Here is a 23379-nt window from a genome sequence, read left to right on the forward strand (position 1 = left end):
CACGGTCGTTTAGGATATGGCCGCTGGCGCCCGACCGGAGTAGAAGCGCGCTTCGTCCCTTCCTAACGGAGCGTCCGCCGTGTCGCGCCTCTTCAGCGCCTATGTGATCGTCGACTGGAGCGCGGCGGCCAAGCCGACCACGGGGGCGGATTCCGTCTGGATCGGGGTGATGAAGCGCGACGTGCGCTTCCGCCTGACCTTCGAGAGCTTCAACCCGCCGACGCGCTCGGAGGCCGAGACCAAGCTGGCGGCGATCCTCGACGACCTGAAGAAGCGCGGCGAGCGGGCCCTGGTCGGCTTCGACTTTCCCCTGGGCCTGCCGCGCGGCGTCGCCGCGGCCCTGGCCCTGAAAGGCGAACACCCCTGGCGCGCGGTCTGGGACCAGCTGGCCAAGATGGTCAAGGACAAGGCCGACAACACCAACAACCGCTTCGGCGTCGGCTCGGAGCTGAACCGGCGGCTGACCGGCGGGCCGTTCCCCTTCTGGGGCTGCCCGCCCAAGGACGCCCTGACCACCCTGCAGCCCAAGAAGACCCGCGAGCACGGCCCCGGCGACCTGCCGGAGTTCCGCCATACGGATCTGGCTGCGAAAGGCGCGGCCTCGATCTGGAAGCTCTATTATAACGGCTCGGTCGGCGGCCAGGCGATCGTCGGCATTCCGGCCGCCCGCCGGCTGAAGGACGCCCGCGGCGACGCCGCCCGGGTCTGGCCGTTCGAGACCGGCTTCAAGGCCCTGACCGAGGCCGACCTCGAAGGCGTGCAGGTGGTGATCGCCGAGGTCTATCCCTCGCTGGTCAAGGCCACGCCGGCCGCCGGCGAGGTCAAGGACGCCGCCCAGGTGCGAGTCCTGGCCGAGCACTTCGCCAAGCTCGACGAGGCCGGCAAGCTGGCGGCGCTGTTCGGGCCGTCCAAGGACGCCCCGGCCGACCTGGTGGTCGACGCGGAGACTGAAGAGGGCTGGATCCTCGGGGCTGGAATCTGATCCTTCCCCCTGGAGGTGTTCCCGGGGCGACGGATGAGGGTCGCGCCGTCCTGTCCGTCGCTCGCGATGGATCCGTCCATCACCCCCTCATCCGCCTCCCTTTGCGGCGGCATGGAGCCGTCTTTGGAAACGGCTCCGATCAGACCATATCGCCAAAGGTGGCGATGTCAGCCCGATCAGCTCAGCAGCTACCTTCGACGCGTGGCGGGCGTAGCAAAGGCCTCGCGGAAACGCCACTCGACCGCCGAGTCGAAGTTGAGGCTGACTGCGAGCTTACCCATAGCTAAGCTCGTCTTCAGACATGAAGGAGAATATCGCGTGACCAGGTTTGACCGTGGGATGGCGATTGCCATGGCCTACGTGTTCGTCTTCCCCTTGGCGGTTACTCTGGTGCTTAACCGCGACCACTGGCCGGATTTCATGTCGTGGTTAAACTCCGGCACAGGCGCGGCCTGGGCTCAGGGCTTCTTCAGCGTCATCGCCATTGGTTCTTCGGCAGCGATCGCCATCCACGTCGATCAACGTGCCGCAAGAAGGCTGCGTATTGACCGAGAAGCCGCGACTCTCATTCGCTACCAAGCAGGAAGAAAAGCGATTGCTGACGTCGCAGACCTTTTTGCAAACGCCCACCGAGAGTTTGAGGCTGCAACCGACGGGGCAAGGTTCGATCCTGCCGACTCTCTTCGATGGGCATCGAACACGCTCGACGTGTTGGAATATTATCTTACCCGAGACCTCACGGCACCGGCCATCGTCTACGCGCTTGCCGGCGCGCGTCGGATCGTTCGCGCGTTGCGCGACGAGCTTCTTAACTACGACGAGTCCGGAAGATCGTGGGCTAGGTCCGGAGAAGCTATAGATTTCGGTCGCACTCAGATCAGATCGTTGATCTCTGATCTGGACAATGGACTGCTCTAGGCCGCTATTGCGTTGCTGCCCTTCGGGAAGCGCTCACCGCCCCTGCACATCCAGCATCCGGTAGCGGCCCAGCAGGAACGCCGCCGCCACGAAGCTGGTGACGATCACCGACCAGACGATGCCGTTGACGCCGAGCTTCATCGGCAGGGCCAGCCACCAGGCCAGGGGGCCCATGATCAGGGCGTAGCTGATCATGTGGGTGGTGGTGGGGATCCACACCTCGCCGCGGGCCCGCAACGCCTGGGCGCAGACCACCTGGACGGCGTCGGGGATCAGGAACAGGCAGCTCAGCGCCAGGGCCGGCGCGATCAGGGTCAAGGCGGTCGGATCGGTGGTGTAGGCCCCCGCCACTAGGTGACGCAGGGGATAGAGCAGCACCGAGACCAGCAGCGAGAACGCCGCGGTCACCCCGAAGGCGACCCAGCCGGCCCGGCTCATGCCCCGGGAGTCGCGCGCGCCGTAGGCCCGGCCGACCTGCACCGCCGTGGCGGTCGACAGGCCCAGCGGCACCATGAAGATCACCGCCACGACGTTGAGCACCACCGCCCAGGCGGCCACCGAATAGCCGCCCAGCCAACCGGCCACCAGGCTCATGCCGGCGAACGCCCCCGACTCGAACAGGTTGGAGCCGCCCGCCCCGTAGCCGATCCGGCGCTGCTCGCGCGCGGCGGCCAGGTCGGGGGCCGGCCTGTCGAGCACGCCCATGGCCTTGGCGTCCTTCAGGCGCACGATGACCACCGCCAGCATCGCCGCAAAGGCCGCCCGCGCCACGAAGGTCGACCAGGCCGCGCCCACCGCGCCCAGGGCCGGCAGGCCGAACGTCCCCGGCACCAGCAGCAGGTTGACCGCCAGGTTGATCAGGTTGGCGATCCACATGGCCACGGTCACCCGGCCCGGCCGCCCCAGGCCCTCAAGCCAGAAGCTCAGCGTCACGCTCAGAGCGAACAGCGGCAGGGACAGGGAAAAGACGATCAGCGGCGCCGTGGCCCCGTCGGCCAGGGCCCTGTCCAGGCCGGCGTGGTGCATCAGCGGCGGCCCGGCGACGGCCAGCAACGCCGCGCCGCCGACGCCCAGCCACAGGGCGTAGACCAGGCCGCGCCGCAGCACCGCGCCGGTCTCGTGGGGCTTGCCCGCCCCGGTGGCCCGCGAGGCCATCACCTGCACCCCGACCAGCAGGCCGACTGTCATGGTGACGAACACCGAGGTCGGGGCCCAGGCCATGGCGTGGAAGCCCAGCTGCCGGGCCGAATAGTGGCCGACGACGATGGCGTCGGTCAGGCCCATGACCATGATGCCCAGGCGCGACAGCACCACCGGCCCCGCCAGGCGGAGCAGTTCGATCAGATCGGAGACAATGACGCCGTCCGGTCCCCCCGAGCGGGGAGTCGGCGCGGCCGCGTCGCGCGGCATGACAGGGCCTTTCAAAGAAGGCCGGGAAAGTGACCGATGGCCGCGGCTTCGGCAACCCCCGGTTTGGCTTGGAACATCTCCGCGCCTGACCGGTTTCGCCGTCTCCATCCGCAGGTCCGCGAAGGAGACCGCCGTGTCCGACATCGAAACCCCGGAATTCGAACCCGCCGCCGGCCGCGCCGCCCAGGCCGAGCGCGACATCCAGGCCCCGCTGGACGCCAAGGAGGAGCGCTCGTTCAAGGCCAAGGGCGAGGGCAAGCTCAGCCCGGCCATGCAGGCCGGCGCTCGTCCCTACCCGGCCCCGCCTTTCCCCGAACAGCACCAAGCCAAGCCCGGGCTCGAAGCGGCCCTCGAGCCGGCGCCGATGTACGACGCCCCGTTCTACAAGGGCTCGGGCAAGCTGGAGGGCAAGGTGGCGCTGATCACCGGCGCCGACAGCGGCATCGGCCGGGCCGTAGCCGTGCTGTTCGCCCGCGAAGGCGCCGACGTGGCCATCGGCTATCTGGACGAGGAGAAGGACGCCAACCTGACCCGCATGGCGGTCGAACAGGAGGGCCGCCGCGCCATCCTGCTGCCCGGCGACGTCGCCGATCCCGCCTATGCCCGCGCCGCCGTCGAGCGGACGGTCAAGGAGCTGGGCAAGCTGGACATCCTGGTCAACAACGCCGCCTTCCAGGAGCACGTCACGGCCTTCGAGGACCTGACGCCCGAGCACTTCGACCGCACGCTGAAGACCAATCTCTACGGCTATTTCCACATGGCCCAGGCGGCGGTGAAGGTGATCCCGCCGGGCGGGGCGATCATCAACACCGGCTCGGTGACCGGCATGCTCGGCAATAAAGACCTGCTGGACTATTCCCTGACCAAGGGCGGCATCCACGCCTTCACCCGCTCGCTGGCCACCCACCTGGTCGACAAGGGCATAAGAGTGAACGCCGTGGCCCCTGGCCCGGTCTGGACGCCGCTGAACCCGGCCGACAAGCTGGCGCCGCAGGTGGCCCAGTTCGGCGGCCAGACCCCGATGAAGCGCCCGGCCCAGCCCGAGGAGATCGCCCCGGCCTATGTGTTCCTGGCCTCGCCCCAGACCGCCAGCTACATCACCGGCGAGGTGCTGCCGATCATCGGCGGCTATAGCGGCGGGTGACGCGGCCCGACGCTCAGTGCGGCCAGGCCTGGGTCAGCACCTTGGCCTTGCCGTTCTTCCAGCTGACCTCGAGCGCCGGGGTCTTGGGCTGGCCGGCGGCGAACAGTTCGTAGATCACCTGGCCGTCGTTCTGGGTGCTCTCGATCACCCGGACCGGCGCGACCTTGGGCGCGACCTTGACGGCGGCGTCGCGGACGGGCTGCGGGGCCGAGACCCAGGCGATGTCGCGCTGGGTCTCGACGATCTCCCAGCCGCCGTTCTTCTCCAGCAGGTCGAACTCGATCTCGGCCCCGTCCGGCAGCACGCCCTCGACGTCGAAATAGCGACGGGTCTCGCGCTCCTTCAGTTCGGCCGCCTTGATCACCAGGCCCGGCGCGGCGGCCTTGACGGCGGCGGTCACGGCGGGCGGCAGGTCGGCGGCGGCGACCGGGGTCACCTTGGTCTCGGGCCCGGCGCCGAGGGCCGCGGCGGCGGCCAGGACCAGGGCGGGGGTCAGCATCAGAGGGATCGGCATGACGGCATCTCCGGGCCCCGACCGGAAAGACACCGGTATCATCTCGGCCCCGCAAGCCGAAACCGTTGAACCGTCCGGCCGTTCCCGTAAGTTCCGCCCGTCGGGCGTGGGCGATGCAGAGGAGCCCTGATGATGTCCCCCAAGAGCTTGATCGCGGCGGCCGCGGCGGTCGTTCTCCTTCCCGGCGCCGCCCTGGCCCACCATGGCTGGAGCAGCTACGACGCCACCAAGACCGTCAAGGTCACCGCGCCGCTGAGCGACATCGCCTGGCGCAACCCGCACGGCGAGGCCAAGCTCGACTATGCCGGCAAGACCTGGACCGTGGTCCTGGCCCCGGTCGCCCGCATGGAGGCCCGCGGCCTGACCCAGGCGATGATCGCCGGCGGCAAGCCGGTGACTTTGGAGGGCTATCCGCGCAAGGACGGCGTGGCCGAGATGCGCATCGAGCGGATCACCGTCGACGGCAAGACGGTCGAGCTGCGCTAGGTGGAGGCCCTGGCCGCCGCCCTGGAGGCCTCGCCCCTGGGCGCGTGGGCGCGCGGCTCGGGCCTGGCCTACCCTGTCGCCAGCCTCGTCCATCTGCTGGGACTGGTGCTGCTGGTCGGCGGGATCGGCCTGCTCGACCTGCGGCTGGCCGGGCTGTTCAGGAGCCTGCCGATCGGAGCCCTTTCGCGGGCGCTGACGCCGCTGTCGATCGCCGGCCTGGTCCTGCTCGGCCTGGCCGGCGCGGTGATGTTCGCCGCCGACGCCACGGCCCTGCTGGCCTCGCCCGTCTTTCGCTGGAAGGCGGCCCTGATCGCCCTGGCCCTGGTCAACGCCGTCGCCTTCCGCGGGCTGTGGCGCGGCCGGATCGGCGGCTGGGATCGGAATCCGCCCCTGGCCGGCCGGCTGATGGCGGCGGGGTCGCTCACCCTGTGGTTGGCCATAGCGGGCCTAGGCCGCTGGATCGCCTACAGCTAGAGTCCGGGCCGGTTTCAGTGAGTCCCCATGGCCCAGCACCTCGCCCTCCTGTCGCTGCTCGTCAAAGACTATGACGAGGCCGTGGCCTTCTATGTCGGCAAGCTGGGCTTCGCGCTGGTCGAGGACAGCGAACTGGGCGGCGGCAAGCGCTGGGTGGTGGTCTCGCCCGGCCCCGGCGGCTCGCGCTTCCTGCTGGCCAAGGCCTCGGACGCGCGCCAGGCGGCCCTAGTCGGCGAGCAAGGCGGCGGCCGGGTATGGCTGTTCCTGCACACCGACGACTTCGCCGCCGACCACGCCCGGATGACCGCGGCCGGCGTGCGGTTCCTGGAGGCGCCGCGCCACGAGGTCTATGGCAGCGTGGCGGTGTTCGAGGATCTCTACGGCAATCGCTGGGACCTGCTGCAACCCAAGACCAAGGCCTGATCCATGCGCCGCATCCTCGCCCTGCTGGCCGCCGCCCTACTGGCGCTGGTCGCCCTGCCCGCCGCCGCCAGGCCGCTGCGGGTGCTCTATCTGGACCAGTCGGTCGGCTGGAAGCACGCGCCGGTGGCCCGGCCGACCGGCGGCGGCCTGGCTCAGTCGGAAACGGCGGTGATCGCCATCGGCAAGACCAGCGGCGTCTTCGAGGCCGAGGTCACCCAGGACGCCCGCGAGATCACCCCCGAGCGGCTGGCCAAGGTCGACGTGCTGGTGTTCTACACCACCGGCGCCCTGCCGATCTCGCCCGAGGCCTGGGCGGCGGTGCAGGCGCGGGTAGCGGCCGGCAAGCTGGGTTTCATCGGCCTGCACAGCGCCACCGACACCGGCTGGCCCTATGACGGCCCCGGCGAGCCCTATACCCGCTTCATCAACGGCCGATTCGCCGGCCATCCGTGGACGCAAGGCACGCCGATCCGGGTCGAGACCCTGGATCCGGACTTTCCAGTGATGTCGATGTGGCCGGTCGGCTTCGACTATGCCGAGGAGATCTACCAGCATGCGGATTTCGACCCGGCCCGGGTGCGGGTGCTGCAGACCCTGGATTTCGCCGGCACGCCGCTGAAGCGGCCCTACGCGGTGCCGATCGCCTGGGTCCGCCAGGTCGGCAAGGGCCGGCTGTTCTTCAGCAACCTGGGCCACACGCCCTCGACCTGGGAAGACCTGCGCTTTCGCCACCAGTTGGTTGAGGCGGTGAAATGGACGGCCGGCCGCACGGCCGGCTCGGCGACGCCCGACCCGTTCCGCCAGGCGATGTGGCAGTTCAAGGCCCTGCTCGACTATGAACCGGTCGCCGGGCGCGACGACAGGGCGATCCTGGGCCGGCTCGCCAAGATGGACCCGGCCTGGCAGGAGGCCACGGCCGCCCGCATCGCCGGCCTGCGCGCCCTCTATCCCGCCAAGCCCGGCGACGACCGCGCCCCGTTCGACGCTGCCTACAAGGCCCTGCTGGCCGAGGTGGCAGCGCGGGGCGGGAAGTAGGTCAGCCGGTCTCGAACGCCTCGGCCGCCAGCCTTCGCAGGTGGTCGGCGATGTCGGCCGGCCATTCGGCGATCGCCGCGGCGAAGCCCTCGGCGTTGCCGGCGAACAGCGCCCGGCTGGCGGCCTCGAAGCCCGGGCGGTCGCCGGCCAGGGCGTGGGCGAAGCGATAGGCGGCCTCGCGGGCGGCGCGGCGGCGATCGGGCCCCTCGGCCTGGCGGCGGGCCGCCTCGACCAGCTTGCGCAGCGCCACCGACGCCCCACCCGGCTGGGCGGCCAGCCATTCCCAGTGACGCGGCAGCAGGGTCACCTCGCGGGCCGTGACCCCCAGCTTCGGCCGGCCTCGGCCGCGCGGCGCAGCCTGTTCTGGAACCTCGCCCAGCCGTCGGGCGATGTCCCAGGGACCGCCGCGCAGGTCGAAGTCGACCTGACGGCCCTCGGGGTCGAAGATCAGCAGGATCGCATCAGGCGCCTCGGCCAGCCGGGCCTGGGCGGCGACCGCCGCCTCCAGCCGGCCGCCCAGGGCGATCCGCCGCTCGCCCTCGAACACCGCATAGCCGCTCATCGCCGCAGCCCCTCGGCGTCCAGGGCCGCTCGCCAGTGTTCGCGCCGCTCGACCAGCAGGGCGGCCCGGCCGATCGCCTCCAGCCCCTCGTCGTCGACCACCTCCAGCGCCTCGAAGCCGAAGGCCCCCGCCCCGTGCCGGGTCCAGGCGGCCTGCAGGCTGGCGCTGGGATGGCCGCCCATCCGCAGCGCGAACCAGACGCCGCTCTGGCGGGTGGACAGGTCCGGCGTGCCGCCGACCCAGACCTGGCCGGTCGGCTCGCAGTGGACCGCATAGATTCCGGCCTCGATCTTGCGGTCCTTGTAGTCGCGCATCAGCGCGCGGCGGTTGTGGGTGATCTTGTTCATGGACGCTTTTTACCCGGGCATTTTGCGGAGTCAATATTACCCGGGTCTATTTTGAGAGGTGCCCCACCCACCGCAAGCTGCTAGACAGCCCGCCGCAAAGCAGGAGGCCTGCCATGGTCCGCAATCTGAAGGGCAAGCTGGTCACGCCGCCGGCCGACCCGATCGCCCAGGCCGACCAGGCCTGGTTCGACGCCCATGAGGGCCGCGAGTTCCGGCTGCGCGACCCGGCCCCGCTGGAGTTCAAGGACCCGCTCGGCGATCCCGGCGACGGGTTCAGCTGGCGGGTGCTGGTGGCCCGGCTGGCCGACGGCGCGCGGCTGCGCCTGCCGGTGTCCCTGGCCTGGGACCTGCACAACGACCACGCCAAGGACTCGCACCTGGCCCTGCTGTTCGACCAGGTCGCGCCCGACCAGGCCAAGGCGATGCGGGTGAAGGGCTGAAGGCTTGAGTTACGCGCCCTCCCCTCAACCGCCATGGCCTGAACTCCCGGCGACGGACTTCGTCCGGGGCCGCCTCGCGACAGAGGCCGACGTCGAGCAGATGCGCGCCGTCTTCGCAGGCAACGTTCCCGGCGCCAAACCCCTTGAGATCGACATTCCCCAGTATGCGATCTTTCAGAACGAAAACGAGGGCGCGGCCGTGCGCGCGATCGTCGTCCAAGCCGAAACCGCCTTGGGGAGAGAGTTGGTCGGCTTGGTAGACCTGACTGGCCGCTCGCACATGCAGTTTCTGTCCGACGTGCAGCTTCTCGGAACCCGTCGACCGGCCTGAAGCCGCTAGCCCCGCCGCAGCCACGCCGCCACCGCCCAAGCATGGGCGTCATGGCGCAGCGCGACGACGGCGTCGCGCGGGTCCAGCCAAACCAGCGTATGGTCGTCCTCGACCTTCAGCTCGGACCGCCGGCCGGCGACCGTCACGACATAGATCCCACCGTAGTTGCGCACCGGCTGGCCGTCGGACTTCAGGAACGGCTGGCTGACCTCGACCACCCGGCGGCCGACCTCGACCACCAGGCCGGTCTCCTCGCCGAATTCGCGGACCAGGGCGGCGGTCTCGTCCTCGCCCGCATCGACCGCGCCGCCGGGCAGGTCGAAATAGGGCGGCTTGCCGGGCTTGCGCACCTGGGCCAGGGCGATGGTCCCGTCGGGTCCCTCGGCGATGCCGAAGGCGGCCCAGCGGGGGGTGTAGGTCAGGTCGCCATCGGGCGCGTCGAACGCCAACATCGGATCAGTCCTTGCCGTAAAGATCGTTCCAGGGATCGGCCGCGCCCGACAGCACCTGGTCGACGCTGACCTCGGGCCGGTAGCCGATCGTCCCCTTGGCGCTGGCCCGCCAGGCGTCGACCACCAGGTCGCGCAGCTCGGCCGCTCCGGCCGCCAGCCGTTGGTCGACGAAGACCTTGGCGCGCGGGTCGGCGGCGACCAGGCCGCCCTGCTTTTCCAGCTGGTACAGCGGCTCGACATAGCTGGCCGTGGTGGTCAGGTAGGTCACGGTCCGGGACTCGATCGAGCAGCCGCAGTCGCGATAGGCCGGGACCAGCGCCTTGACCTCGCCCTCGGCGGCCAGGGTCTTGACCAGCGGTCCCTCGAAGTTGCCGTGGGTGGCCCGGCTCTGGGTGTAGCCGTTCGGATTGGGATAGTCGCCCCAGCCGTTGTAGTGGACGCTGACGTGCAGCGGCTGGCTGCCGTCGCCGACATAGTGGGCCCAGACGCCCAGGTCGCGCAGCAGCAGCTCCTCGCGGCGCTTCAGGTCGGCGACGTAGTAGGCCCGCTTGGTGCGGTCCTTCTCGGTCCTGGAGACCGCCTTCAGGATGCGCCAGTAGGTGAAGTCCTTCACCAGCTGCTGATAGCCGTCGATGATCGAATAGGGCAGGTAGCCGGCCTTCCAGCTGTCCTGGCCGGCGGCGCGCAGGGCCGTCTCGTAATCCGCGCGGGTGGGCGGCAGGGTCTCGACCGCGAACTTCGGCCCGCCATACATCCGGCCCTCGTCATCGAGGTCGAGGAAGTGGGCGGCGTCGCGGTCGGTGTCGTGGAGCTTGCCCGAGCCCTTCCAGCGGTCCGGCTCGCGGGCGTATTCGCCGATCGCGGCCACCGCGTAGGGGGTGCGCAGGAAGGCCGGGGTGTCGGCCGGCAGGCTGCGCGCGGCCACCACCCCGACCAGGCGGTGGCCCCAGGCCCCCCACGCCAGGGCCGGTCCGGCCGGCGCGGCCAGGGTGGCGACGAGCGCCAGGCTGACGGAAAATCGACCCAGCGACCGAACGGACGGCGTCATGCGCGCTCCACGAAACTGTTCCAACGCTCGCTACCGGATGTTCAGAGCGTATTCCATCCGGACGATCCAGGCCTGGACGGCCGGATAGGCCGCCAGGTCGAAGCCGCCCTCGTGGGCGACACGGGTGTAGGCCACCAGCGCGATGTCCGCCAGGGTCAGGCGCTCGCCGATCAGGAACGGCGTCGCCGACAGCTGGGTTTCCAGGCGGGCCAGGGCCGCATGCCCTTTCTCGAACAGCTTGGCGTCCAGCGATTCGCGCGGCTGGCCCAGATAGGTCAGCTGGAATCGGGCCACCGCCACATAGGGTTCATGGCTGTATTGCTCCCAGAACAGCCATTCGAGCATCCGGGCGCGATCATAGGCGTCGGTCGGGATCAGGGCCGAGCCCTCGGCCAGGTGCAGCATGATGGCGTTGGACTGGGCCAGCACCCGGCCGTCGCTCAGCACCACGGTCGGCACCTGCCCGGCCGGGTTCAGGGCCAGGAATTCGGGGGTGCGGGTCTCGCCCCGCAGGACGCTGGTCTCGACCCATTCATGGGTCAGGCGCAGCCGCTCGGCGGTCCATTTGACCTTCAGGCAATTGCCCGAAATGCGGTCACCGAAAATGCGCAGCGTCATGGAGTCGTCCCCGACGGGTTGTCACGCGGCCGTGATGTGGGTAGGTATGCCGCCAACCGACAGATACGCCGATAAGAGGATTCCCTCGATGCGACGCACGCTCGCCGGATTTTTGGCGATTTTCGCCATGTCCACCGCCCTGCCCGCCTTCGCCGGCCCTTCCTCTTCCGGGGGAGACTCCGCCCAGCGCAGCGATCCCCTGGGCGACCTGATCACCGGCGCCCTGACGGGCACCATGCCGGGCTCGGTCGAGTACAAGATGAAGGCCACCCTCTACCACGCCGGCGCCAAGGGCATCCGGGCGCTGGACAGCCTGGGTTGCAAGGTGGTGGCGATGCGCACCCTGGCGGTCGACAAGACCGTGATCCCGCGCCGCACCGTGGTGTTCATCAAGGAAACCGTCGGCCTGCCGATGCCCAACGGCGAAAAGCACGACGGCTACTGGTACGCCTCCGACATCGGCGGCGCGATCAAGGGCAACAAGCTGGACCTGTTCAGCGGCCAGGGCGCGGCCTCGATGAAGCCGCTGATGGACCTGAACCTGTCGACGCTGTCGGTGATCAAGGTCGGCGAGTTCAAGGGCTGCCCGCCGGAATAGGCGGCGGCCCGGCCATGGACATCCGCGACGCCGATTTCGCCGATCCCCGGACCCAGGCGCTGATCCAGCTGCATCTGGCCGGCATGCACGCTAGCTCCCCGCCGGGCCATGTGTTCGCCCTGGACCCCGCCGGCCTCCAGGCCCCAGGCGTGACCGTCTGGAGCGCCTGGTCGGGCGAAGCCATCCTCGGCATCGGCGCCCTCAAGCGGCTCGATGCGAAGACCGGCGAGGTGAAATCCATGCGCACCCACCCGGACCATCTGCGGCAGGGCGTGGCGGCGGCGCTGCTGGAGCGCGTCATCCTCGAGGCCCGCCGCCAGGGCCTGCGGCGGCTGAGCCTCGAGACCGGCCGCGGCCCGGCCTTCGAGCCCGCCCTTCGCCTCTACCGCAACCGCGGCTTCGTCGATGGCGACGCCTTCGCCGACTACACGCCCGGCGGCTTCAGCCAGTTCCTGCACCTGCGGCTGGACTGAGGCCCCTACCCCTCTCAATCCGATCAAGGACGCATCACCCAGCCGCCGTCGACGTGCAGGGTCTGGCCGGTGATCCAGGCGCCGGCTTCGGAGCACAGCAGCAGCAGGGCGCCGACCAGTTCGTCCGGTTCGCCGCGCGGGCGGCTGGCGACCGTCATGTTGAGGAACTGCAGGAACGGCGAATCGTCGGGCACCAGCTGCTTGCCGGCGTCGGAGGTGACATTGCCGGGCGCGATGGCGTTGACGGTGACGCCTTCCTTGCCCAGGGCCTTGGCCAGGGTGGTCGTCAGCCCGACCAGGGCCAGCTTGCCGACGCCGTAGACGCCCAGCGAGGGAAAGGCGCCGCCGGAGGTCTGGTTGACGATCCGCCCGCCGCCGCGCTCGCGCAGGGCTGGGATCGCCGCCTGGCAGCAGATCAGGGCCCCGGTGAGATTGACGTTGAGCGTGCGGTTCCAGTCCTCGATCGGCACGTCGACGATGTTCTGGCGCCCCAGCTCGGCCATCAGGGCGGCGTTGTTGACCAGGATGTCGACCCCGCCGAACGCCGCCTTGGCGGCGGCGACCATGGCCTGGGCCGAGGCCGGATCGGTGATGTCGACGCGCACGCCGATGGCACGGCCTCCGGTCGCGGCGATCTCGTCGGCGACGGCCTTGGCCCCGGCCTCGTTGATGTCGGCGACGACCACCGCGGCGCCGGCCTGGGCCAGACCCAGGGCGTAGGCCCGGCCGATGGAATTGCCGCGCCCGCCGGCCCCGGTCACGATCGCGACCTTGCCGTCGAGGCGAAACTGATCGATTGAAAACGTCATTCCCAGTGCTCCCTAGATGTCTTGCCCGATCGCGGCCGAAAGGAAGCCGGAGGCCGCCTCGCGCAGCGTCTCCACGCCGGCATGATGCGGCAGCACCGCCGCCAGCAGCTTCACGTCCTTGACCAGCAGCGGCGCGCCATGGGCGAAGGCCTGCGGACTGGGCAGGCGCGCATAGACCTCGACCCCGAAGCTGCGGCCGCTGCTGACCTTGATCAGCTCGGCCAGCGCCCCGCGTTCGATCCCCAGGGCCTCGCCAGCGGCCAGGGCCGCATGGGCCAGGCCCATATTGGCGGCCATCAGGGCGTTGTTGACGATCTTGGCCCGCTGGCCCGACCCGACGGGCCCCAGGTGGACCACGGCGCCGGCGAAGCTTTCGAACACCGGCCTGGCCCGGGCGAACGCGTCGCCGTCGCCGCCGCACATCACCGTCAGCTTGCCCGTCGCCGCCGCCGGTCCGCCGCCGCTGACCGGCGCGTCGAGGAACTGAACGCCGCGGGCCGCGCAGCGCTGGGCCAGCGCTTCGCAGCTTTCAGGCAGGATGGTGGAATGGATCACCAGCAGGCCGCCGGGGCGCAGGGCCGGGATCAGTTCGTCGCAGACGGCTGCGACCCCGGCGTCGTCAACGACGCAGACCCCGATCAGGTCGCAGGCCGCGCCCAGCTCGGCGACGCTCCCGGCGGCGACGGCGCCCTGGGCCACGAACGGCTCGAGCGCCTCGGGCCGCCGGGCCCACACGGTCAGCGGATAGCCGGCGGCCAGGATGCGCTCGGCCATCGGCCCGCCCTGGCTGCCCAGACCGATGAAGCCGGTCTTGAGGATGTCGGCGTCGGCCATGGCCTCACCCGGCCGTGATGCCGGCGTCGAGATTGATGCAGGCGCCGTGGAATCCGCGGCCGGCCTCGGAGGCCAGCAGCAGGATCATCCCGGCCACATCGTCGACCTCGACCACGCCGCGCAGGCCCGAAAAGCGCTTGATCAGCTCGATGTCGCAGTTTTCCGGCGGGCGGAAATTGGTGACGATGTTGGTGATCATCCCGCCAGGGGCCACGGCGTTGATGCGGATCGGCTGCTTGACGAACTCCATGGCCATGGCCTTGGTCATGCCGACCAGGCCCCATTTGCTGGCGCAGTAGGCGGCGGCGTAGGCCTCTCCGATGAAGGCGGCCGAGGAGGCGACGTTGACGATCGCCCCATGGCTTTCCAGCAGGTGCGGGATCGCCGCCTGCGACAACAGGAACGGCGCGGCCAGGTTCACGTCCAGGGTGCGCTGGAACTGGTCGAGCGGCATCTGCGGCGTGTTGGCGAGATAGATCAGGCCGGCGACATTGCACAGGGCGTCCAGCCGGCCGAACCGCGCCACGGTCGCGGCGACCGCTTCGGCGCAGGCGGCCGCCTGGGACAGGTCGGCGGCGTGGACCAGCACCTCGACCCCGTGCTCGGCCAGCAGGGCCGCGGTCTCGGCCAGGCCGGTTTCGTTCAGGTCGACCAGGCCCAGGTTCGCCCCCGTCGCCGCCAGCTTCAGCGCCGTCGCCCGGCCCAGGCCCGAGGCGGCGCCGGTGACCAGCGCGACCTTGCCGCTCATGTCCTTGGTGGTCATTGTCCTGAACTCCTCACCCGTTCCACGGCAAGCCGGCCGCGATCTTCTTGGACATCTCGAACACCACGCCCTGGATCACCGAGGCCTTGGGCCAGCCGGCGTGCACGCCGTATTGCAGGACGAATTCCTGCATCTCGTCGGGCCGGCAGTTGCCGCTCGCCATGGCGGCGTGGATGTGGCTCCGGATCGGGGTCTCGGCGCAGGAGTCGCAGACACCCACCAGCGTGATCCAGCGGCGGGCCCGCTGGTCCAGCCCCGGCCGACACCACATCTCGCCGAACACGAAGTTGCGGATCGCCTCCAGATAGGGCGAGGCCGGCGGGCCGCCGGGGAAGGTCATGACGTTGATGAACTCCTGCGCGCCTTCCTCGCTGCGCAGCTGGGGATCCCAGGCCGCGGCCCGGAGCGGCGGGCATTCGGCGGGCGGCAGGTCCAGGGCGCCGGCGACGCGGGTGACCGCGGCTTCCAGTTCCGCGCCCTTGGTCCAGCCGCCATAGACCGACAGGTGCAGGGCCGCCTCGCGCAGCTCGGCCAGGCTGAGGTCGCCGCTGGTCAGGGCCCCGCGCACATAGCGGTCGAGATGGTCGGCGGAACCGTTGGCCAGGGCCGCACCCGACAGGGCGATCAGGAAGCGTGAACGCCGGTCCAGCCCGGGTCGCGACCACACCTCGGCGAAGATGAAGTCCCGCCAGCTTTCCTCATAGGGCGTGCCTGGCGGCGGCAAGGCGGCGCCGGTCACCACCGCGGCGGCGGCCTCGCCACGGGCGCGGCGCTCAGCGGGATCGAGCAGGGTCATGGTCAAAATCTCCGGAGGGGCGCCGTCAAGTGTTCCGCCGATCGTGCGGCTCAGGACTGGAGATTGACCCAGACGTTCCGGACCTGCTGGAACTCGCGCAGGCCCTCGACGCCGCCGAGCCGGCCGTGGCCCGAATACTTCATGCCGCCGAACGGGACGCAGGGGGTCATGGCTTCGCCCGCGCCGTTCACCTGCACCTGGCCGGCCTGCATCTGGCCGGCGACCCGGTGGGCCCGGGCCAGGTTGGTGGTGTGGACATAGGCGCCCAGGCCATAGTCGCTGTCATTGGCCAGGGCGACCGCCTCCTCCTCGCTGTCGAACGGGGTGACGACCAGGACCGGGCCGAAGACTTCCTGGCGGGCGATCTCGCTGCCCGGATCGACGTCGGCCAGCACGGTGATGGGCAGGAAATAGCCCTCGCCATGGTCGCCGCCCAGCCGGCCGCCGCCGGTCACCAGGCGGCCGCCGGCGGCGACGCCGCGCTCGACCATGCCGGCGATGCGGACCAGCGACGTCTCGGAGATTACCGGCCCCATGATGGTGTCCATCGCGAAGGGGTCGCCGACCTTGATGTGCCCGGCCATGGCGGCCAACATCTGCAGATAGGGTTCGTAGATGGCGCGTTCGACCAACAGGCGCGTGCCGTTGACGCAGCCCTGGCCGTTGGCGCTGACCGCGCCGGAAAGCCCGCGCTTGGCGGCGGCCTGCAGGTCGGCGTCGGCGAACACCAGCACCGCCGACTTGCCGCCCAGTTCCAGGCCGACCGGCTTGAGGGTCCGGGCGGCGTTGGCGAGGATCTTCTTGGCGGTGGCCCCGCTGCCGATGAACTCGATCTTGTCGACGCCGGGGTGCGAGACCATCGCCGCGCCGACTTCGGCTCCCCCGGTCACCAGATTGACCACGCCCGGCGGGAAGCCGGCCTGGTGGATCAGCTCGACCAGCCGCATCACGCTGTAGGGCGCAAGATCGGGCGCCTTGAGGACGATGCAGTTGCCGGCCGCCAGCGCAGGGGCCAGCACCATGGTGGCGGCGAACAGCGGACCGTTCCAGGGCACGATCGCCCCGACGACGCCGAACGGCTCGTAGGACACATAGTCGTGGGCCGGGCCGCCCCAGGTGGCGACCGTGCGGCCTTCGATCTTGTCGGCCCAGCCGCCGTAGTAGCGAAACTTCTGGGCGGCGTCGGAGGACATGTGGCCGCCGGCCAGGATGATCGCGCCGTTCTCGGCCGTCAGCACCGGCGACATCTCCTGGGCCTGGGCCTCGATGACGGCGGCCAGCTTGAACATCAGGTCGCGGCGCTTGTCCCCCGCCAGGGCGCGCCAGGCCGGAAAGGCGGCCCGCGCCGCCGCGACGGCGCGATCGACGTCGGCGGGGCTGGCCATGCGCAGCTCGCGGGTGACCGTGGCCGTGCCGGGATAGACGTGGGCGAGCACCTCGCCGCCGCCCTGCGCCTCAAACGCGCCGCCGATGATCACCGGATGGCGCGGCAGCGTCTCCGCAGCAGGCTGCTGAAAGGTCATGGCCGTCCGTCTCCTCCGCCGCCGGGACGCGCTCGTGACGGCGCTTGCCCGAAATCTCGTTTCCCGATGGGAGTCCATAAATATGCGCATTTATAGCGCGTCAATCCAAATTTAGGCGACAAGTGTCGATTTTACAGATATATATATGCCTACAATTATCGGTCTTCGGGGGCTGATGATGAGGAAAGCAAGCGTGATGGGCAGCGAAACGCAGCGGCGGAATCTGGTCGGCAAAACGGCGGATCGCTTGCGCGACAGGGTGTTCGCAGCGGAACCGAACGCTCTCATCGGCTCGCTTCAGGACCTGGCCAAGGCCCTGGAGGTCGGCATCGTCACCCTCCAGCAGGCCGCCCGGGTGCTGGAGCACGAGGGCCTGCTGGAAGCTCGCCGCGGTCCCGGCGGCGGCTATTACGGCCGACGGCCCAACGCCGCGGCGCTGGAGCGCTCGATGGCGGCCTATCTGCGGTCCAATCCCACCTCGTTCGAGGAGGCGCTGAACATCACCTCGCTGCTGTTCAACGAACTGGTCCCGGCCGCCGCGGCTTGCGAGGACGCCACGCTACGGCGCGAACTGGCGCAGCTCTTCCCCCGCATCGAGACCTGCGCCACCGCCGGCGACTGCGGCGCGTTCGAAAGCGACTTCCAGGACCTGCTCTTCCGGATGGTCGACTGGCCGCTGTTCAAGCTGCTGACCGTCGTCACCCTGCAGGTGGGCGTGACCCGAGCGGGCCGGCTACTGCGCGGCGGCGGCGAGGCCATCGCCGAGTGGAAGGACGGTCGGCGGCGGATCATCGCGGCGATCCTGCAAGGCGATCGCGAGCTGGCGCGCTTCGAGGCCGATCGCAGCAACCGGCGCGTGGTGCTCGACAGCATGACGCGGCCATAGTCACGACGACGGTCGTAGAGGCGCTAGGACGTCTTGACCTTGTCGTTACCGAGCACCTGATCCTGCAGGTCCTGGAAGTCGGCCAGGAGGCCCACGCAGATCTGGATCTGTTCGCTGGCGGTCCGGGAATCTCCCTTTTGCATGGCGATGACGCTGCGGCTCACGCTGGCGATCGCCGAGGCCAGGGTCGCAAGCGCTGTGGCTGTCTGTTTCTCGTCCATCTGCGGCGCCCGTCGCTGAGGTCCAAGGATTCACCGACGCCGAGCGGCCTGGGTCGGGGGCCGTGCGTCGCGCCTTGGGACCGGCCGAATTTAGAAGCCGTCGCCAGGGTGAGCAAGCTGAGCCGCCGCCGCATCGTCAACAGGAGCGCCAACATTCAACCATGTGGTTGACAATCAGAGGGAGCGAGCTCATCCTCAACCACATGGTTGAATTAGAAGCCCCTCGGCTCGACGCCGTCTTTCACGCCCTCGGCGACGCCACCCGGCGCGGGATGCTGCGCAGCTTGGCCACCGGGGAACGCAGCGTCGGCGAGCTGGCCGCGCCGTTCGAAATGTCGCTGGCGGCGGCGTCCAAGCACGTCAAGGCGCTGGAGCGGGCGGGGCTGGTCCGGCGGCGGGTGATCGGGCGCACCCATCTCTGCCGGCTGGAAGCCAAGCCGCTGGAAGACGCCCACGAATGGATCGGCTTCTACGAACGGTTCTGGAGCCGCCGCCTCGACATCCTCGAAGGCCTGCTTCGACGAGAGGATTCCCCCCAAACCCCAGGAGACGACGATGAGTGACCTTGCGACGATCGACGCCTATGGCGTTCAGACCGAACCGACGACCGTGCGGATCCAGAGACTGCTGCCGGGCCCGATCGAGCGGGTGTGGTCCTACATGACCCAGAGCGACCTGCGTCGTCAGTGGCTGGCCGCCGGACCGATGGACCTCAAGGTCGGCGGCGAGGTCGAGTTGGTCTGGCGCAATGACGAGCTGACCAGCCATGTCGAAGAGCGGCCGGCCGGCATGGGGGCCGAGCATCGGATGACGAGCCGCGTCACCCGCATTGATCCGCCGCGACTGCTGGCGTTCGAATGGGGCGACGGCGACGTGAGCTTCGAGCTGGAGCGCCAGGCCGGCGAGGTGCTGCTGACCGTCACCCATCGACGCCTGGCGGACCGCGACAGCCTGCTCAGCGTCAGCGCCGGCTGGCACGCCCACCTCGACATCCTGGCCGATCGGATGGTCGGTCGCGAGGCGGGCCCGTTCTGGAGCGCCTGGAGCCGGCTGCGCGGCGAATATGCCGAGCGCCTGGCGCAATAGCCGGACCGACTCGCCTCCTCCCGCCGGCCGCACCGCGAGTGCGGCCGGCGGAACCCGCTTTCCCGACTGCTGCTGATCGAAAGCCCGATCTGACGGCCGCCGCCTGACGGTTTTCGGGCGCTTCGGCGCGCGACAATCCCGAATGTTGCGCGCTCGTTTCAGTGTCGCTTGGCCGTCATGCAACGCCGCTAGTCAGCGGCCCGTGGCCCGCGACTCCCCACGCGGGCCAGAGCTTTCGGGATAAGCATCATGATCCGTCGTTCCTTCCGTTCGGCGCGCTGCGCCGGGGCGGTCGCCATCCTCGCCTTCGCCGCCCAGGGCGCCTGGCTGCCGCAGGCCCAGGCCGCCGAGCCCGCGACCGCGCCGCCCGCCGAACCCGCCGCCGACACCGCGGTCGACGAAATCGTCGTCACCTCCTATGGCCGGAGCCTGCAAGCCGCCGCCGCGCTCAAGCGCTCGGCCGATTACGGCCTGGACGCCGTCAACGCCGAGGACATCGGCAAATTCCCGACCCGCAACGCCGCCGAGGCCCTGCAGCTGGTCACCGGCGTGACCATCGACCGCCAGCGCGGCGCCGGCCTCTATGTCAGCGTCCGCGGCCTGGGCCCGCAGTTCCAGTATGTCGAGCTCAACGGCCGCTCGATCGCCGTCAATGAACTGATCGAGAACGGCGGCGCCAAGGGCCGGCAGTTCCGCTTCGAGGTGCTGCCGTCCGAGCTGATCTCGCAGATCGAGGTGATCAAGACCCCGACCGCCGACATGGACGAAGGCGCCCTGGGCGGCAACATCAACATCAAGACCTTCAAGCCGCTGACCCTGGGCGACAAGCGCGCCTTCTCGATCCGCGAAACCTATAACGACGTGCGCAAGAAGGCCGACCCGTCGGCCTCGGGCCTGGTCAGTTGGACCAACGCCGACCAGACCGTCGGCCTGCTGGCCTCGGGCCTCTATGACGAGCGCCACGTCCGCAACGACCGCCTGTACCAGGTCGGCTGGAACCTTGATAAGTTCAAGTCGGTGCTGGGCGACGGCTTCTACACGCCCTCGCGCACCCGCCCGACCATCGAGACCGAGCACCGCAAGCTCTATTCCGGCGCGGTGACCGGCCAGTGGCGGCCCAATGACGATTTCCAGACCGACGTCGACCTGCTGGTCACCCGCCTGGACGTCGACTACGACGAGTTCGGCCTCGACATCTATCCGGACGACAGCACCTTCCAGAAGCCGGCCTTCGTGGCCGGCAGCCAGAAGACGGTCGGCGACACCGTGGTCGGCGGCACGATCAACAATGTCCGCTGGATGGCCTCGCGCGAGACCAGCCTCAACCGCCACGACCTGACCGCCTTCGGCCTCAAGCAGGCCTGGACGCCGGGCGACTGGACCTTCAACGCCGAATACGCCGTCTCGCGGGCCCGCAGCTATCATCCGGACGGCGAGGCCACCAAGCGCAACCGCCTGGCCTTCTTCGGCCCGCTGACCTACGACTTCTCGCGCGGCTACAAGGCGATCCCGCAGCTGACCACCACGGTCGACTACACCAATCCCGCCAACTTCGTCGGCCAGGCCTTCGACTATACCTGGAAGGACTCGCGCGACAACGACGAGACCTTCCGCCTGGACGGCGCCCGCACCTTCGACGGCTGGCTCAGCAAGATCGCCTTCGGGGCCGAGCGCCACGAGATGAAGCGCGACTATCGCCGCCGCGACTGGGTGCTCACCAACGACCTCAACGTGCCGGTCAGCACGCTGGGCCCGGCCTTCTACGAGACCCTGCCCTACAAGAACTTCCTGTCCGACTTCGACGGCGCCACGCCGCGCAACTGGGTCACCCCGACCACCACGGCCTTCTACAACAGCCTGTACACCCCGGCCGTCGCCGCCCAGCCGGTCTCCGCCGCCGACGCCCGCAACTCGTTCGTCGTCGACCAGAAGATCACCAGCGGCTATGTGCGGGCCGACTTCCGGTTCGACGCCGTCGTGCCGATCAGCGGCAATGTCGGCGTCCGCTACGCCCGCACCGAACAGGTGGCCAGCGGCACGCTGACCAGCACCGACCTCAACAACAACCCCGTGCTGACGCCGGTGTCCTATCCGCAGGACTATGGCGACTGGCTGCCCAGCTTCAACCTGAAGGCCGAGCTGCGCAGCGACCTGATCGCCCGCTTCGCCGCTTCGCGGGTGATCAACCGGCCCAACATCACCGACAGCGCCCCACGGATCAGCGTCTCGCGCGACTCCCCCAACGCCTCGGGCGGCAACCCGGCCCTGAAGCCGTTCCTGGCCGACCAGCTGGACGCCTCGCTGGAATGGTATCCGGCCCCGACCACCGCCCTGACCGGCGCGGTGTTCTGGAAGAAGATGGACGACTACATCACCCAGCAGAACACCACGATCCAGGTCCCCGGCCGCGGCGACATCCTGCTGTCGACCAGCGTCAACGGCGGCGACGCCAAGCTGACCGGGGCCGAGCTGGCCTACAACCAGAGCCTGGCCTTCCTGCCCGGCCCGTTCGACGGCCTGGGCGTCCAGGCCTCGCTGACCGTGGTCGACAGCAAGGCCAGCTACTTCGCCGGCAACCGCGCCATCAAGGACGACCTGATCGGCCTGTCCAAGACCAGCTACAACCTGGTCGGCTATTACGAAAAGGGCCCGCTGGCGGCCCGCCTCGGCTGGTTCTGGCGCTCGCGCTACCTGTCGGGGACCGGCAGCACCACCACCTCCCAGTCCTATGTCGACGCCTATGGCTCGCTGGACGGCTCGGTGTCCTACAACCTGACCCAGAACTACGCCCTGACGCTGGAGGGCTCGAACCTGACCGACGAGATCCGCTACATCTACGGCAAGTCCAAGGACCAGCCGATGGAGATCTATCACTGGGGCCGCACGGTCTCGCTGACCCTGCGCGGCAAGTTCTAGGCCACGCCTTCGTTGCGGGGCGGGTTCGACGCCCGCCCCTTCCCTTCCGCCCGACGAGACCCGCCATGCGCCTTTTCGCCCTGCTGCTTTCGATCGCCCTGCTGACGCCGCTGGCCGCCCAGGCCGAGGACGGCCCCAAGATCAACGCCATGCGCATCCTGGGCTCGCACAACAGCTACCGTCCCGAACTCGATCCTGCCGCCCTGGCCCACCAGCGCCAGGTGATGGGCGAGCACTCGGCCGGGGTCGAGTACGGCCATCCGCCGATCAAGACCCAACTGGATCTCGGCCTGCGGGAACTGGAGTTCGACCCCTATGCCGACAGCGCCGGCGGGCTCTATGCCGGTCCCTACGCCAATGATCCGGCCAAGCTGGCGATCATGAAACGGCCGGGCGCCAAGGTGCTGCACGCCCCGGTCGTCGACGCCCGCACCCACTGCCTGACCCTGGCCGGCTGCTTCACCGAGGTCGCCGCCTGGTCCAAGGCCCATCCCGACCACGGGCTGATCGTGCTGTTCGTCAACGTCAAGGAAGAGCCGTTCAACACCCCGGGCGTTCCCGATCCGGCGCTGTTCAGCGAGGCCGACCTGGCCGGGATCGACGCCGACGCCGTCGCCGCCTTCGGCCGCGACCACCTGCTGACCCCCGACGACGTGCGGGGCGCCGCGTCCACCCTGCGCGAGGCGGTGACCACCCAGGGCTGGCCGACCCAGGCCTTCGCTCGCGGCAAGGTGCTGCTGGTGCTCGACTCCAACCCGCGCGTCGCCCAGGCCTATCGCACCGGCCATCCGTCGCTGCGCGGCCGGGTGATGTTCGGCTTCTACGCGCCCGAGGACGCCGAGGCGGCGGTGTTCAACATCCAGGACCCCAAGGCCGATGAGGCGCGGATCAAGGACCTGGTCGCCCAGGGCTTCCTGGTGCGGACCCGCAGCGACGCCGACACTCGCGAGGCCCGCACCCATGACCTGAGCCGGCTGCAGGCCGCCGTCCGGTCCGGCGCCCAGGTGATCAGCAGCGACTACTATCCCGGCGCGCCCGACCCGCTGGGCCTGAACTTCGTGGTCGCCCCACCATGGTTTTCGCCGGCCGGCGGCGGCGGCGCCGTGACCCCGTAAGGATGCGGCGGCTCCAAGTCGCCGGCGATTGATGAATTTTTCTCACAGGCCCGTGCGGCCTGGAGGGGCTAATCGCCGGTCGCTTGGCGAACTAATTTCCTGCGTTCTCGTTCAAAGCCAGTTCCGCCGGGCCAGACACGTCTGAGAACGGCCGCCTTGAGCGCGGGCCGGCGCA

Annotated in this window: 29 protein-coding genes; 16 read left to right on the forward strand and 13 right to left on the reverse strand. The window is 69.7% G+C overall.

All coding sequences use genetic code 11. The annotated features are described in order from the left end of the window. Window positions 1-79: 79 nt before the first annotated feature. Together ACIPQB_RS15250 and ACIPQB_RS15255 are read left to right on the forward strand one after the other, a co-directional pair. Window positions 80-982: a cobalamin biosynthesis protein CbiG gene (locus ACIPQB_RS15250; protein WP_446486095.1), complete on the forward strand. Its 903-nt coding sequence runs from the start codon at window positions 80-82 to the stop codon at window positions 980-982. 351 nt (window positions 983-1333) lie between these two features. After that, window positions 1334-1900, forward strand: a complete 567-nt coding sequence (locus ACIPQB_RS15255) for a hypothetical protein (RefSeq protein WP_446486096.1) — start codon at window positions 1334-1336, stop codon at window positions 1898-1900. 33 nt (window positions 1901-1933) lie between these two features. Here ACIPQB_RS15255 and ACIPQB_RS15260 read toward each other — a convergent pair whose 3' ends face one another. After that, the gene (locus ACIPQB_RS15260; RefSeq protein WP_446486097.1) at window positions 1934-3310 is read right to left on the reverse strand and encodes an MATE family efflux transporter; all 1377 of its coding nucleotides are present in this window, start codon (window positions 3308-3310) and stop codon (window positions 1934-1936) included. A gap of 133 nt (window positions 3311-3443) precedes the next feature. On the opposite strand from ACIPQB_RS15260, the gene ACIPQB_RS15265 reads away from it, so the two are divergent. Beyond that, window positions 3444-4454: an SDR family oxidoreductase gene (locus ACIPQB_RS15265; protein WP_446486098.1), complete on the forward strand. Its 1011-nt coding sequence runs from the start codon at window positions 3444-3446 to the stop codon at window positions 4452-4454. A 13-nt stretch (window positions 4455-4467) separates the two neighbouring features. Here the strand turns inward: ACIPQB_RS15265 and ACIPQB_RS15270 are convergent, their stop codons facing one another. Beyond that, window positions 4468-4968, reverse strand: a complete 501-nt coding sequence (locus tag ACIPQB_RS15270) for a hypothetical protein (protein WP_446486099.1) — start codon at window positions 4966-4968, stop codon at window positions 4468-4470. A 129-nt stretch (window positions 4969-5097) separates the two neighbouring features. On the opposite strand from ACIPQB_RS15270, the gene ACIPQB_RS15275 reads away from it, so the two are divergent. The 4 genes from ACIPQB_RS15275 to ACIPQB_RS15290 are packed head-to-tail and all read left to right on the forward strand — an operon-like array spanning window position 5098 to window position 7386. Continuing rightward, the gene (locus ACIPQB_RS15275) at window positions 5098-5454 is read left to right on the forward strand and encodes a DUF6152 family protein (RefSeq protein WP_446486100.1); all 357 of its coding nucleotides are present in this window, start codon (window positions 5098-5100) and stop codon (window positions 5452-5454) included. Then, on the forward strand, window positions 5455-5928 hold the full coding sequence (locus tag ACIPQB_RS15280; RefSeq protein ID WP_446486101.1) for a DUF6644 family protein: 474 nt from the start codon (window positions 5455-5457) through the stop codon (window positions 5926-5928). 27 nt (window positions 5929-5955) lie between these two features. Beyond that, window positions 5956-6351, forward strand: a complete 396-nt coding sequence (locus tag ACIPQB_RS15285; RefSeq protein WP_446486102.1) for a VOC family protein — start codon at window positions 5956-5958, stop codon at window positions 6349-6351. Window positions 6352-6354: 3 nt separating this feature from the next. Then, window positions 6355-7386 carry a ThuA domain-containing protein gene (locus tag ACIPQB_RS15290; RefSeq protein WP_446486103.1) on the forward strand — a complete coding sequence of 344 codons (1032 nt, stop codon included), beginning with the start codon at window positions 6355-6357 and terminating at the stop codon, window positions 7384-7386. A 1-nt stretch (window position 7387) separates the two neighbouring features. Here the strand turns inward: ACIPQB_RS15290 and ACIPQB_RS15295 are convergent, their stop codons facing one another. Continuing rightward, window positions 7388-7948: a DUF2239 family protein gene (locus ACIPQB_RS15295; RefSeq protein ID WP_446486104.1), complete on the reverse strand. Its 561-nt coding sequence runs from the start codon at window positions 7946-7948 to the stop codon at window positions 7388-7390. Next, on the reverse strand, window positions 7945-8295 hold the full coding sequence (locus ACIPQB_RS15300; protein WP_446486105.1) for a GIY-YIG nuclease family protein: 351 nt from the start codon (window positions 8293-8295) through the stop codon (window positions 7945-7947). The genes ACIPQB_RS15295 and ACIPQB_RS15300 overlap by 4 nt, the downstream gene beginning before the upstream one ends. 113 nt (window positions 8296-8408) lie before the next feature. On the opposite strand from ACIPQB_RS15300, the gene ACIPQB_RS15305 reads away from it, so the two are divergent. Then, window positions 8409-8735: a hypothetical protein gene (locus ACIPQB_RS15305; protein WP_446486106.1), complete on the forward strand. Its 327-nt coding sequence runs from the start codon at window positions 8409-8411 to the stop codon at window positions 8733-8735. Between the two features lie 4 nt (window positions 8736-8739). After that, complete coding sequence (locus ACIPQB_RS15310) at window positions 8740-9066, forward strand: hypothetical protein (RefSeq protein WP_446486107.1); 327 nt, start codon at window positions 8740-8742, stop codon at window positions 9064-9066. A 5-nt stretch (window positions 9067-9071) separates the two neighbouring features. On the opposite strand, the gene ACIPQB_RS15315 is transcribed toward ACIPQB_RS15310, so the two are convergent. From ACIPQB_RS15315 to ACIPQB_RS15325, 3 genes are read right to left on the reverse strand one after another with little or no spacing between them, the layout of a single operon-like run. Then, window positions 9072-9518, reverse strand: coding sequence for an NUDIX domain-containing protein (locus ACIPQB_RS15315; RefSeq protein WP_446486108.1), 447 nt, complete (start codon window positions 9516-9518; stop codon window positions 9072-9074). Window positions 9519-9522: 4 nt separating this feature from the next. Further along, window positions 9523-10566: a S1/P1 Nuclease gene (locus ACIPQB_RS15320; RefSeq protein ID WP_446486109.1), complete on the reverse strand. Its 1044-nt coding sequence runs from the start codon at window positions 10564-10566 to the stop codon at window positions 9523-9525. A gap of 30 nt (window positions 10567-10596) precedes the next feature. After that, the gene (locus ACIPQB_RS15325; RefSeq protein ID WP_446486110.1) at window positions 10597-11184 is read right to left on the reverse strand and encodes a glutathione S-transferase family protein; all 588 of its coding nucleotides are present in this window, start codon (window positions 11182-11184) and stop codon (window positions 10597-10599) included. A gap of 88 nt (window positions 11185-11272) precedes the next feature. Between ACIPQB_RS15325 and ACIPQB_RS15330 the strand changes: the two genes are divergently transcribed. Both ACIPQB_RS15330 and ACIPQB_RS15335 read left to right on the forward strand, forming a co-directional pair. Beyond that, window positions 11273-11782, forward strand: a complete 510-nt coding sequence (locus ACIPQB_RS15330) for a 3D domain-containing protein (protein ID WP_446486111.1) — start codon at window positions 11273-11275, stop codon at window positions 11780-11782. 14 nt (window positions 11783-11796) lie between these two features. After that, window positions 11797-12255, forward strand: coding sequence for a GNAT family N-acetyltransferase (locus ACIPQB_RS15335; protein WP_446486112.1), 459 nt, complete (start codon window positions 11797-11799; stop codon window positions 12253-12255). Window positions 12256-12278: 23 nt separating this feature from the next. Here ACIPQB_RS15335 and ACIPQB_RS15340 read toward each other — a convergent pair whose 3' ends face one another. The 5 genes from ACIPQB_RS15340 to ACIPQB_RS15360 are packed head-to-tail and all read right to left on the reverse strand — an operon-like array spanning window position 12279 to window position 16980. Continuing rightward, the gene (locus ACIPQB_RS15340; RefSeq protein WP_446486113.1) at window positions 12279-13064 is read right to left on the reverse strand and encodes an SDR family oxidoreductase; all 786 of its coding nucleotides are present in this window, start codon (window positions 13062-13064) and stop codon (window positions 12279-12281) included. Window positions 13065-13076: 12 nt separating this feature from the next. After that, window positions 13077-13898 (reverse strand): NAD(P)-dependent oxidoreductase, encoded by an 822-nt coding sequence (locus tag ACIPQB_RS15345; RefSeq protein ID WP_446486114.1) that lies wholly within the window; start codon window positions 13896-13898, stop codon window positions 13077-13079. Between the two features lie 4 nt (window positions 13899-13902). Next, a complete protein-coding gene (locus ACIPQB_RS15350) occupies window positions 13903-14661 on the reverse strand; it encodes an SDR family NAD(P)-dependent oxidoreductase (RefSeq protein WP_446486115.1) in 759 nt (252 codons plus the stop codon). A 13-nt stretch (window positions 14662-14674) separates the two neighbouring features. Next, the gene (locus tag ACIPQB_RS15355; protein WP_446486116.1) at window positions 14675-15457 is read right to left on the reverse strand and encodes a carboxymuconolactone decarboxylase family protein; all 783 of its coding nucleotides are present in this window, start codon (window positions 15455-15457) and stop codon (window positions 14675-14677) included. A gap of 50 nt (window positions 15458-15507) precedes the next feature. Continuing rightward, on the reverse strand, window positions 15508-16980 hold the full coding sequence (locus ACIPQB_RS15360; protein ID WP_446486117.1) for an aldehyde dehydrogenase family protein: 1473 nt from the start codon (window positions 16978-16980) through the stop codon (window positions 15508-15510). 196 nt (window positions 16981-17176) lie between these two features. On the opposite strand from ACIPQB_RS15360, the gene ACIPQB_RS15365 reads away from it, so the two are divergent. Beyond that, entirely contained in the window at window positions 17177-17866 is a 690-nt protein-coding gene (locus tag ACIPQB_RS15365; RefSeq protein WP_446486118.1) for an FCD domain-containing protein, read from the forward strand. 23 nt (window positions 17867-17889) lie between these two features. Here the strand turns inward: ACIPQB_RS15365 and ACIPQB_RS15370 are convergent, their stop codons facing one another. After that, the gene (locus tag ACIPQB_RS15370; RefSeq protein ID WP_446486119.1) at window positions 17890-18087 is read right to left on the reverse strand and encodes a hypothetical protein; all 198 of its coding nucleotides are present in this window, start codon (window positions 18085-18087) and stop codon (window positions 17890-17892) included. Window positions 18088-18290: 203 nt separating this feature from the next. Between ACIPQB_RS15370 and ACIPQB_RS15375 the strand changes: the two genes are divergently transcribed. The 4 genes from ACIPQB_RS15375 (at window position 18291) to ACIPQB_RS15390 (ending at window position 23204) form a co-directional block, all read left to right on the forward strand. Further along, a complete protein-coding gene (locus ACIPQB_RS15375; RefSeq protein ID WP_446486120.1) occupies window positions 18291-18650 on the forward strand; it encodes an ArsR/SmtB family transcription factor in 360 nt (119 codons plus the stop codon). Then, window positions 18643-19173: an SRPBCC family protein gene (locus ACIPQB_RS15380; RefSeq protein WP_446486121.1), complete on the forward strand. Its 531-nt coding sequence runs from the start codon at window positions 18643-18645 to the stop codon at window positions 19171-19173. The genes ACIPQB_RS15375 and ACIPQB_RS15380 overlap by 8 nt, the downstream gene beginning before the upstream one ends. A 249-nt stretch (window positions 19174-19422) precedes the next feature. Next, window positions 19423-22089, forward strand: a complete 2667-nt coding sequence (locus ACIPQB_RS15385) for a TonB-dependent receptor (protein ID WP_446486122.1) — start codon at window positions 19423-19425, stop codon at window positions 22087-22089. Between the two features lie 65 nt (window positions 22090-22154). After that, on the forward strand, window positions 22155-23204 hold the full coding sequence (locus tag ACIPQB_RS15390) for a phosphatidylinositol-specific phospholipase C domain-containing protein (protein ID WP_446486123.1): 1050 nt from the start codon (window positions 22155-22157) through the stop codon (window positions 23202-23204). Window positions 23205-23379 lie beyond the last annotated feature (175 nt).

It is taken from the genome of Caulobacter sp. LARHSG274, assembly GCF_052871235.1.

What these genes read in the sequence shown, in the direction of transcription:
- ACIPQB_RS15255 (WP_446486096.1), top strand. Translation starts at nt 1,334, where the DNA reads ATGGCCTACGTGTTCGTCTTCCCCTTGGCGGTTACTCTGGTGCTTAAC.
- ACIPQB_RS15260 (WP_446486097.1), bottom strand. Translation starts at nt 3,310, where the DNA reads ATGCCGCGCGACGCGGCCGCGCCGACTCCCCGCTCGGGGGGACCGGAC.
- ACIPQB_RS15270 (WP_446486099.1), bottom strand. Translation starts at nt 4,968, where the DNA reads ATGCCGATCCCTCTGATGCTGACCCCCGCCCTGGTCCTGGCCGCCGCC.
- ACIPQB_RS15275 (WP_446486100.1), top strand. Translation starts at nt 5,098, where the DNA reads ATGATGTCCCCCAAGAGCTTGATCGCGGCGGCCGCGGCGGTCGTTCTC.
- ACIPQB_RS15285 (WP_446486102.1), top strand. Translation starts at nt 5,956, where the DNA reads ATGGCCCAGCACCTCGCCCTCCTGTCGCTGCTCGTCAAAGACTATGAC.
- ACIPQB_RS15290 (WP_446486103.1), top strand. Translation starts at nt 6,355, where the DNA reads ATGCGCCGCATCCTCGCCCTGCTGGCCGCCGCCCTACTGGCGCTGGTC.
- ACIPQB_RS15295 (WP_446486104.1), bottom strand. Translation starts at nt 7,948, where the DNA reads ATGAGCGGCTATGCGGTGTTCGAGGGCGAGCGGCGGATCGCCCTGGGC.
- ACIPQB_RS15300 (WP_446486105.1), bottom strand. Translation starts at nt 8,295, where the DNA reads ATGAACAAGATCACCCACAACCGCCGCGCGCTGATGCGCGACTACAAG.
- ACIPQB_RS15305 (WP_446486106.1), top strand. Translation starts at nt 8,409, where the DNA reads ATGGTCCGCAATCTGAAGGGCAAGCTGGTCACGCCGCCGGCCGACCCG.
- ACIPQB_RS15315 (WP_446486108.1), bottom strand. Translation starts at nt 9,518, where the DNA reads ATGTTGGCGTTCGACGCGCCCGATGGCGACCTGACCTACACCCCCCGC.
- ACIPQB_RS15320 (WP_446486109.1), bottom strand. Translation starts at nt 10,566, where the DNA reads ATGACGCCGTCCGTTCGGTCGCTGGGTCGATTTTCCGTCAGCCTGGCG.
- ACIPQB_RS15325 (WP_446486110.1), bottom strand. Translation starts at nt 11,184, where the DNA reads ATGACGCTGCGCATTTTCGGTGACCGCATTTCGGGCAATTGCCTGAAG.
- ACIPQB_RS15330 (WP_446486111.1), top strand. Translation starts at nt 11,273, where the DNA reads ATGCGACGCACGCTCGCCGGATTTTTGGCGATTTTCGCCATGTCCACC.
- ACIPQB_RS15335 (WP_446486112.1), top strand. Translation starts at nt 11,797, where the DNA reads ATGGACATCCGCGACGCCGATTTCGCCGATCCCCGGACCCAGGCGCTG.
- ACIPQB_RS15340 (WP_446486113.1), bottom strand. Translation starts at nt 13,064, where the DNA reads ATGACGTTTTCAATCGATCAGTTTCGCCTCGACGGCAAGGTCGCGATC.
- ACIPQB_RS15345 (WP_446486114.1), bottom strand. Translation starts at nt 13,898, where the DNA reads ATGGCCGACGCCGACATCCTCAAGACCGGCTTCATCGGTCTGGGCAGC.
- ACIPQB_RS15350 (WP_446486115.1), bottom strand. Translation starts at nt 14,661, where the DNA reads ATGACCACCAAGGACATGAGCGGCAAGGTCGCGCTGGTCACCGGCGCC.
- ACIPQB_RS15355 (WP_446486116.1), bottom strand. Translation starts at nt 15,457, where the DNA reads ATGACCCTGCTCGATCCCGCTGAGCGCCGCGCCCGTGGCGAGGCCGCC.
- ACIPQB_RS15360 (WP_446486117.1), bottom strand. Translation starts at nt 16,980, where the DNA reads ATGACCTTTCAGCAGCCTGCTGCGGAGACGCTGCCGCGCCATCCGGTG.
- ACIPQB_RS15365 (WP_446486118.1), top strand. Translation starts at nt 17,177, where the DNA reads ATGGGCAGCGAAACGCAGCGGCGGAATCTGGTCGGCAAAACGGCGGAT.
- ACIPQB_RS15370 (WP_446486119.1), bottom strand. Translation starts at nt 18,087, where the DNA reads ATGGACGAGAAACAGACAGCCACAGCGCTTGCGACCCTGGCCTCGGCG.
- ACIPQB_RS15375 (WP_446486120.1), top strand. Translation starts at nt 18,291, where the DNA reads ATGGTTGAATTAGAAGCCCCTCGGCTCGACGCCGTCTTTCACGCCCTC.
- ACIPQB_RS15380 (WP_446486121.1), top strand. Translation starts at nt 18,643, where the DNA reads ATGAGTGACCTTGCGACGATCGACGCCTATGGCGTTCAGACCGAACCG.
- ACIPQB_RS15385 (WP_446486122.1), top strand. Translation starts at nt 19,423, where the DNA reads ATGATCCGTCGTTCCTTCCGTTCGGCGCGCTGCGCCGGGGCGGTCGCC.
- ACIPQB_RS15390 (WP_446486123.1), top strand. Translation starts at nt 22,155, where the DNA reads ATGCGCCTTTTCGCCCTGCTGCTTTCGATCGCCCTGCTGACGCCGCTG.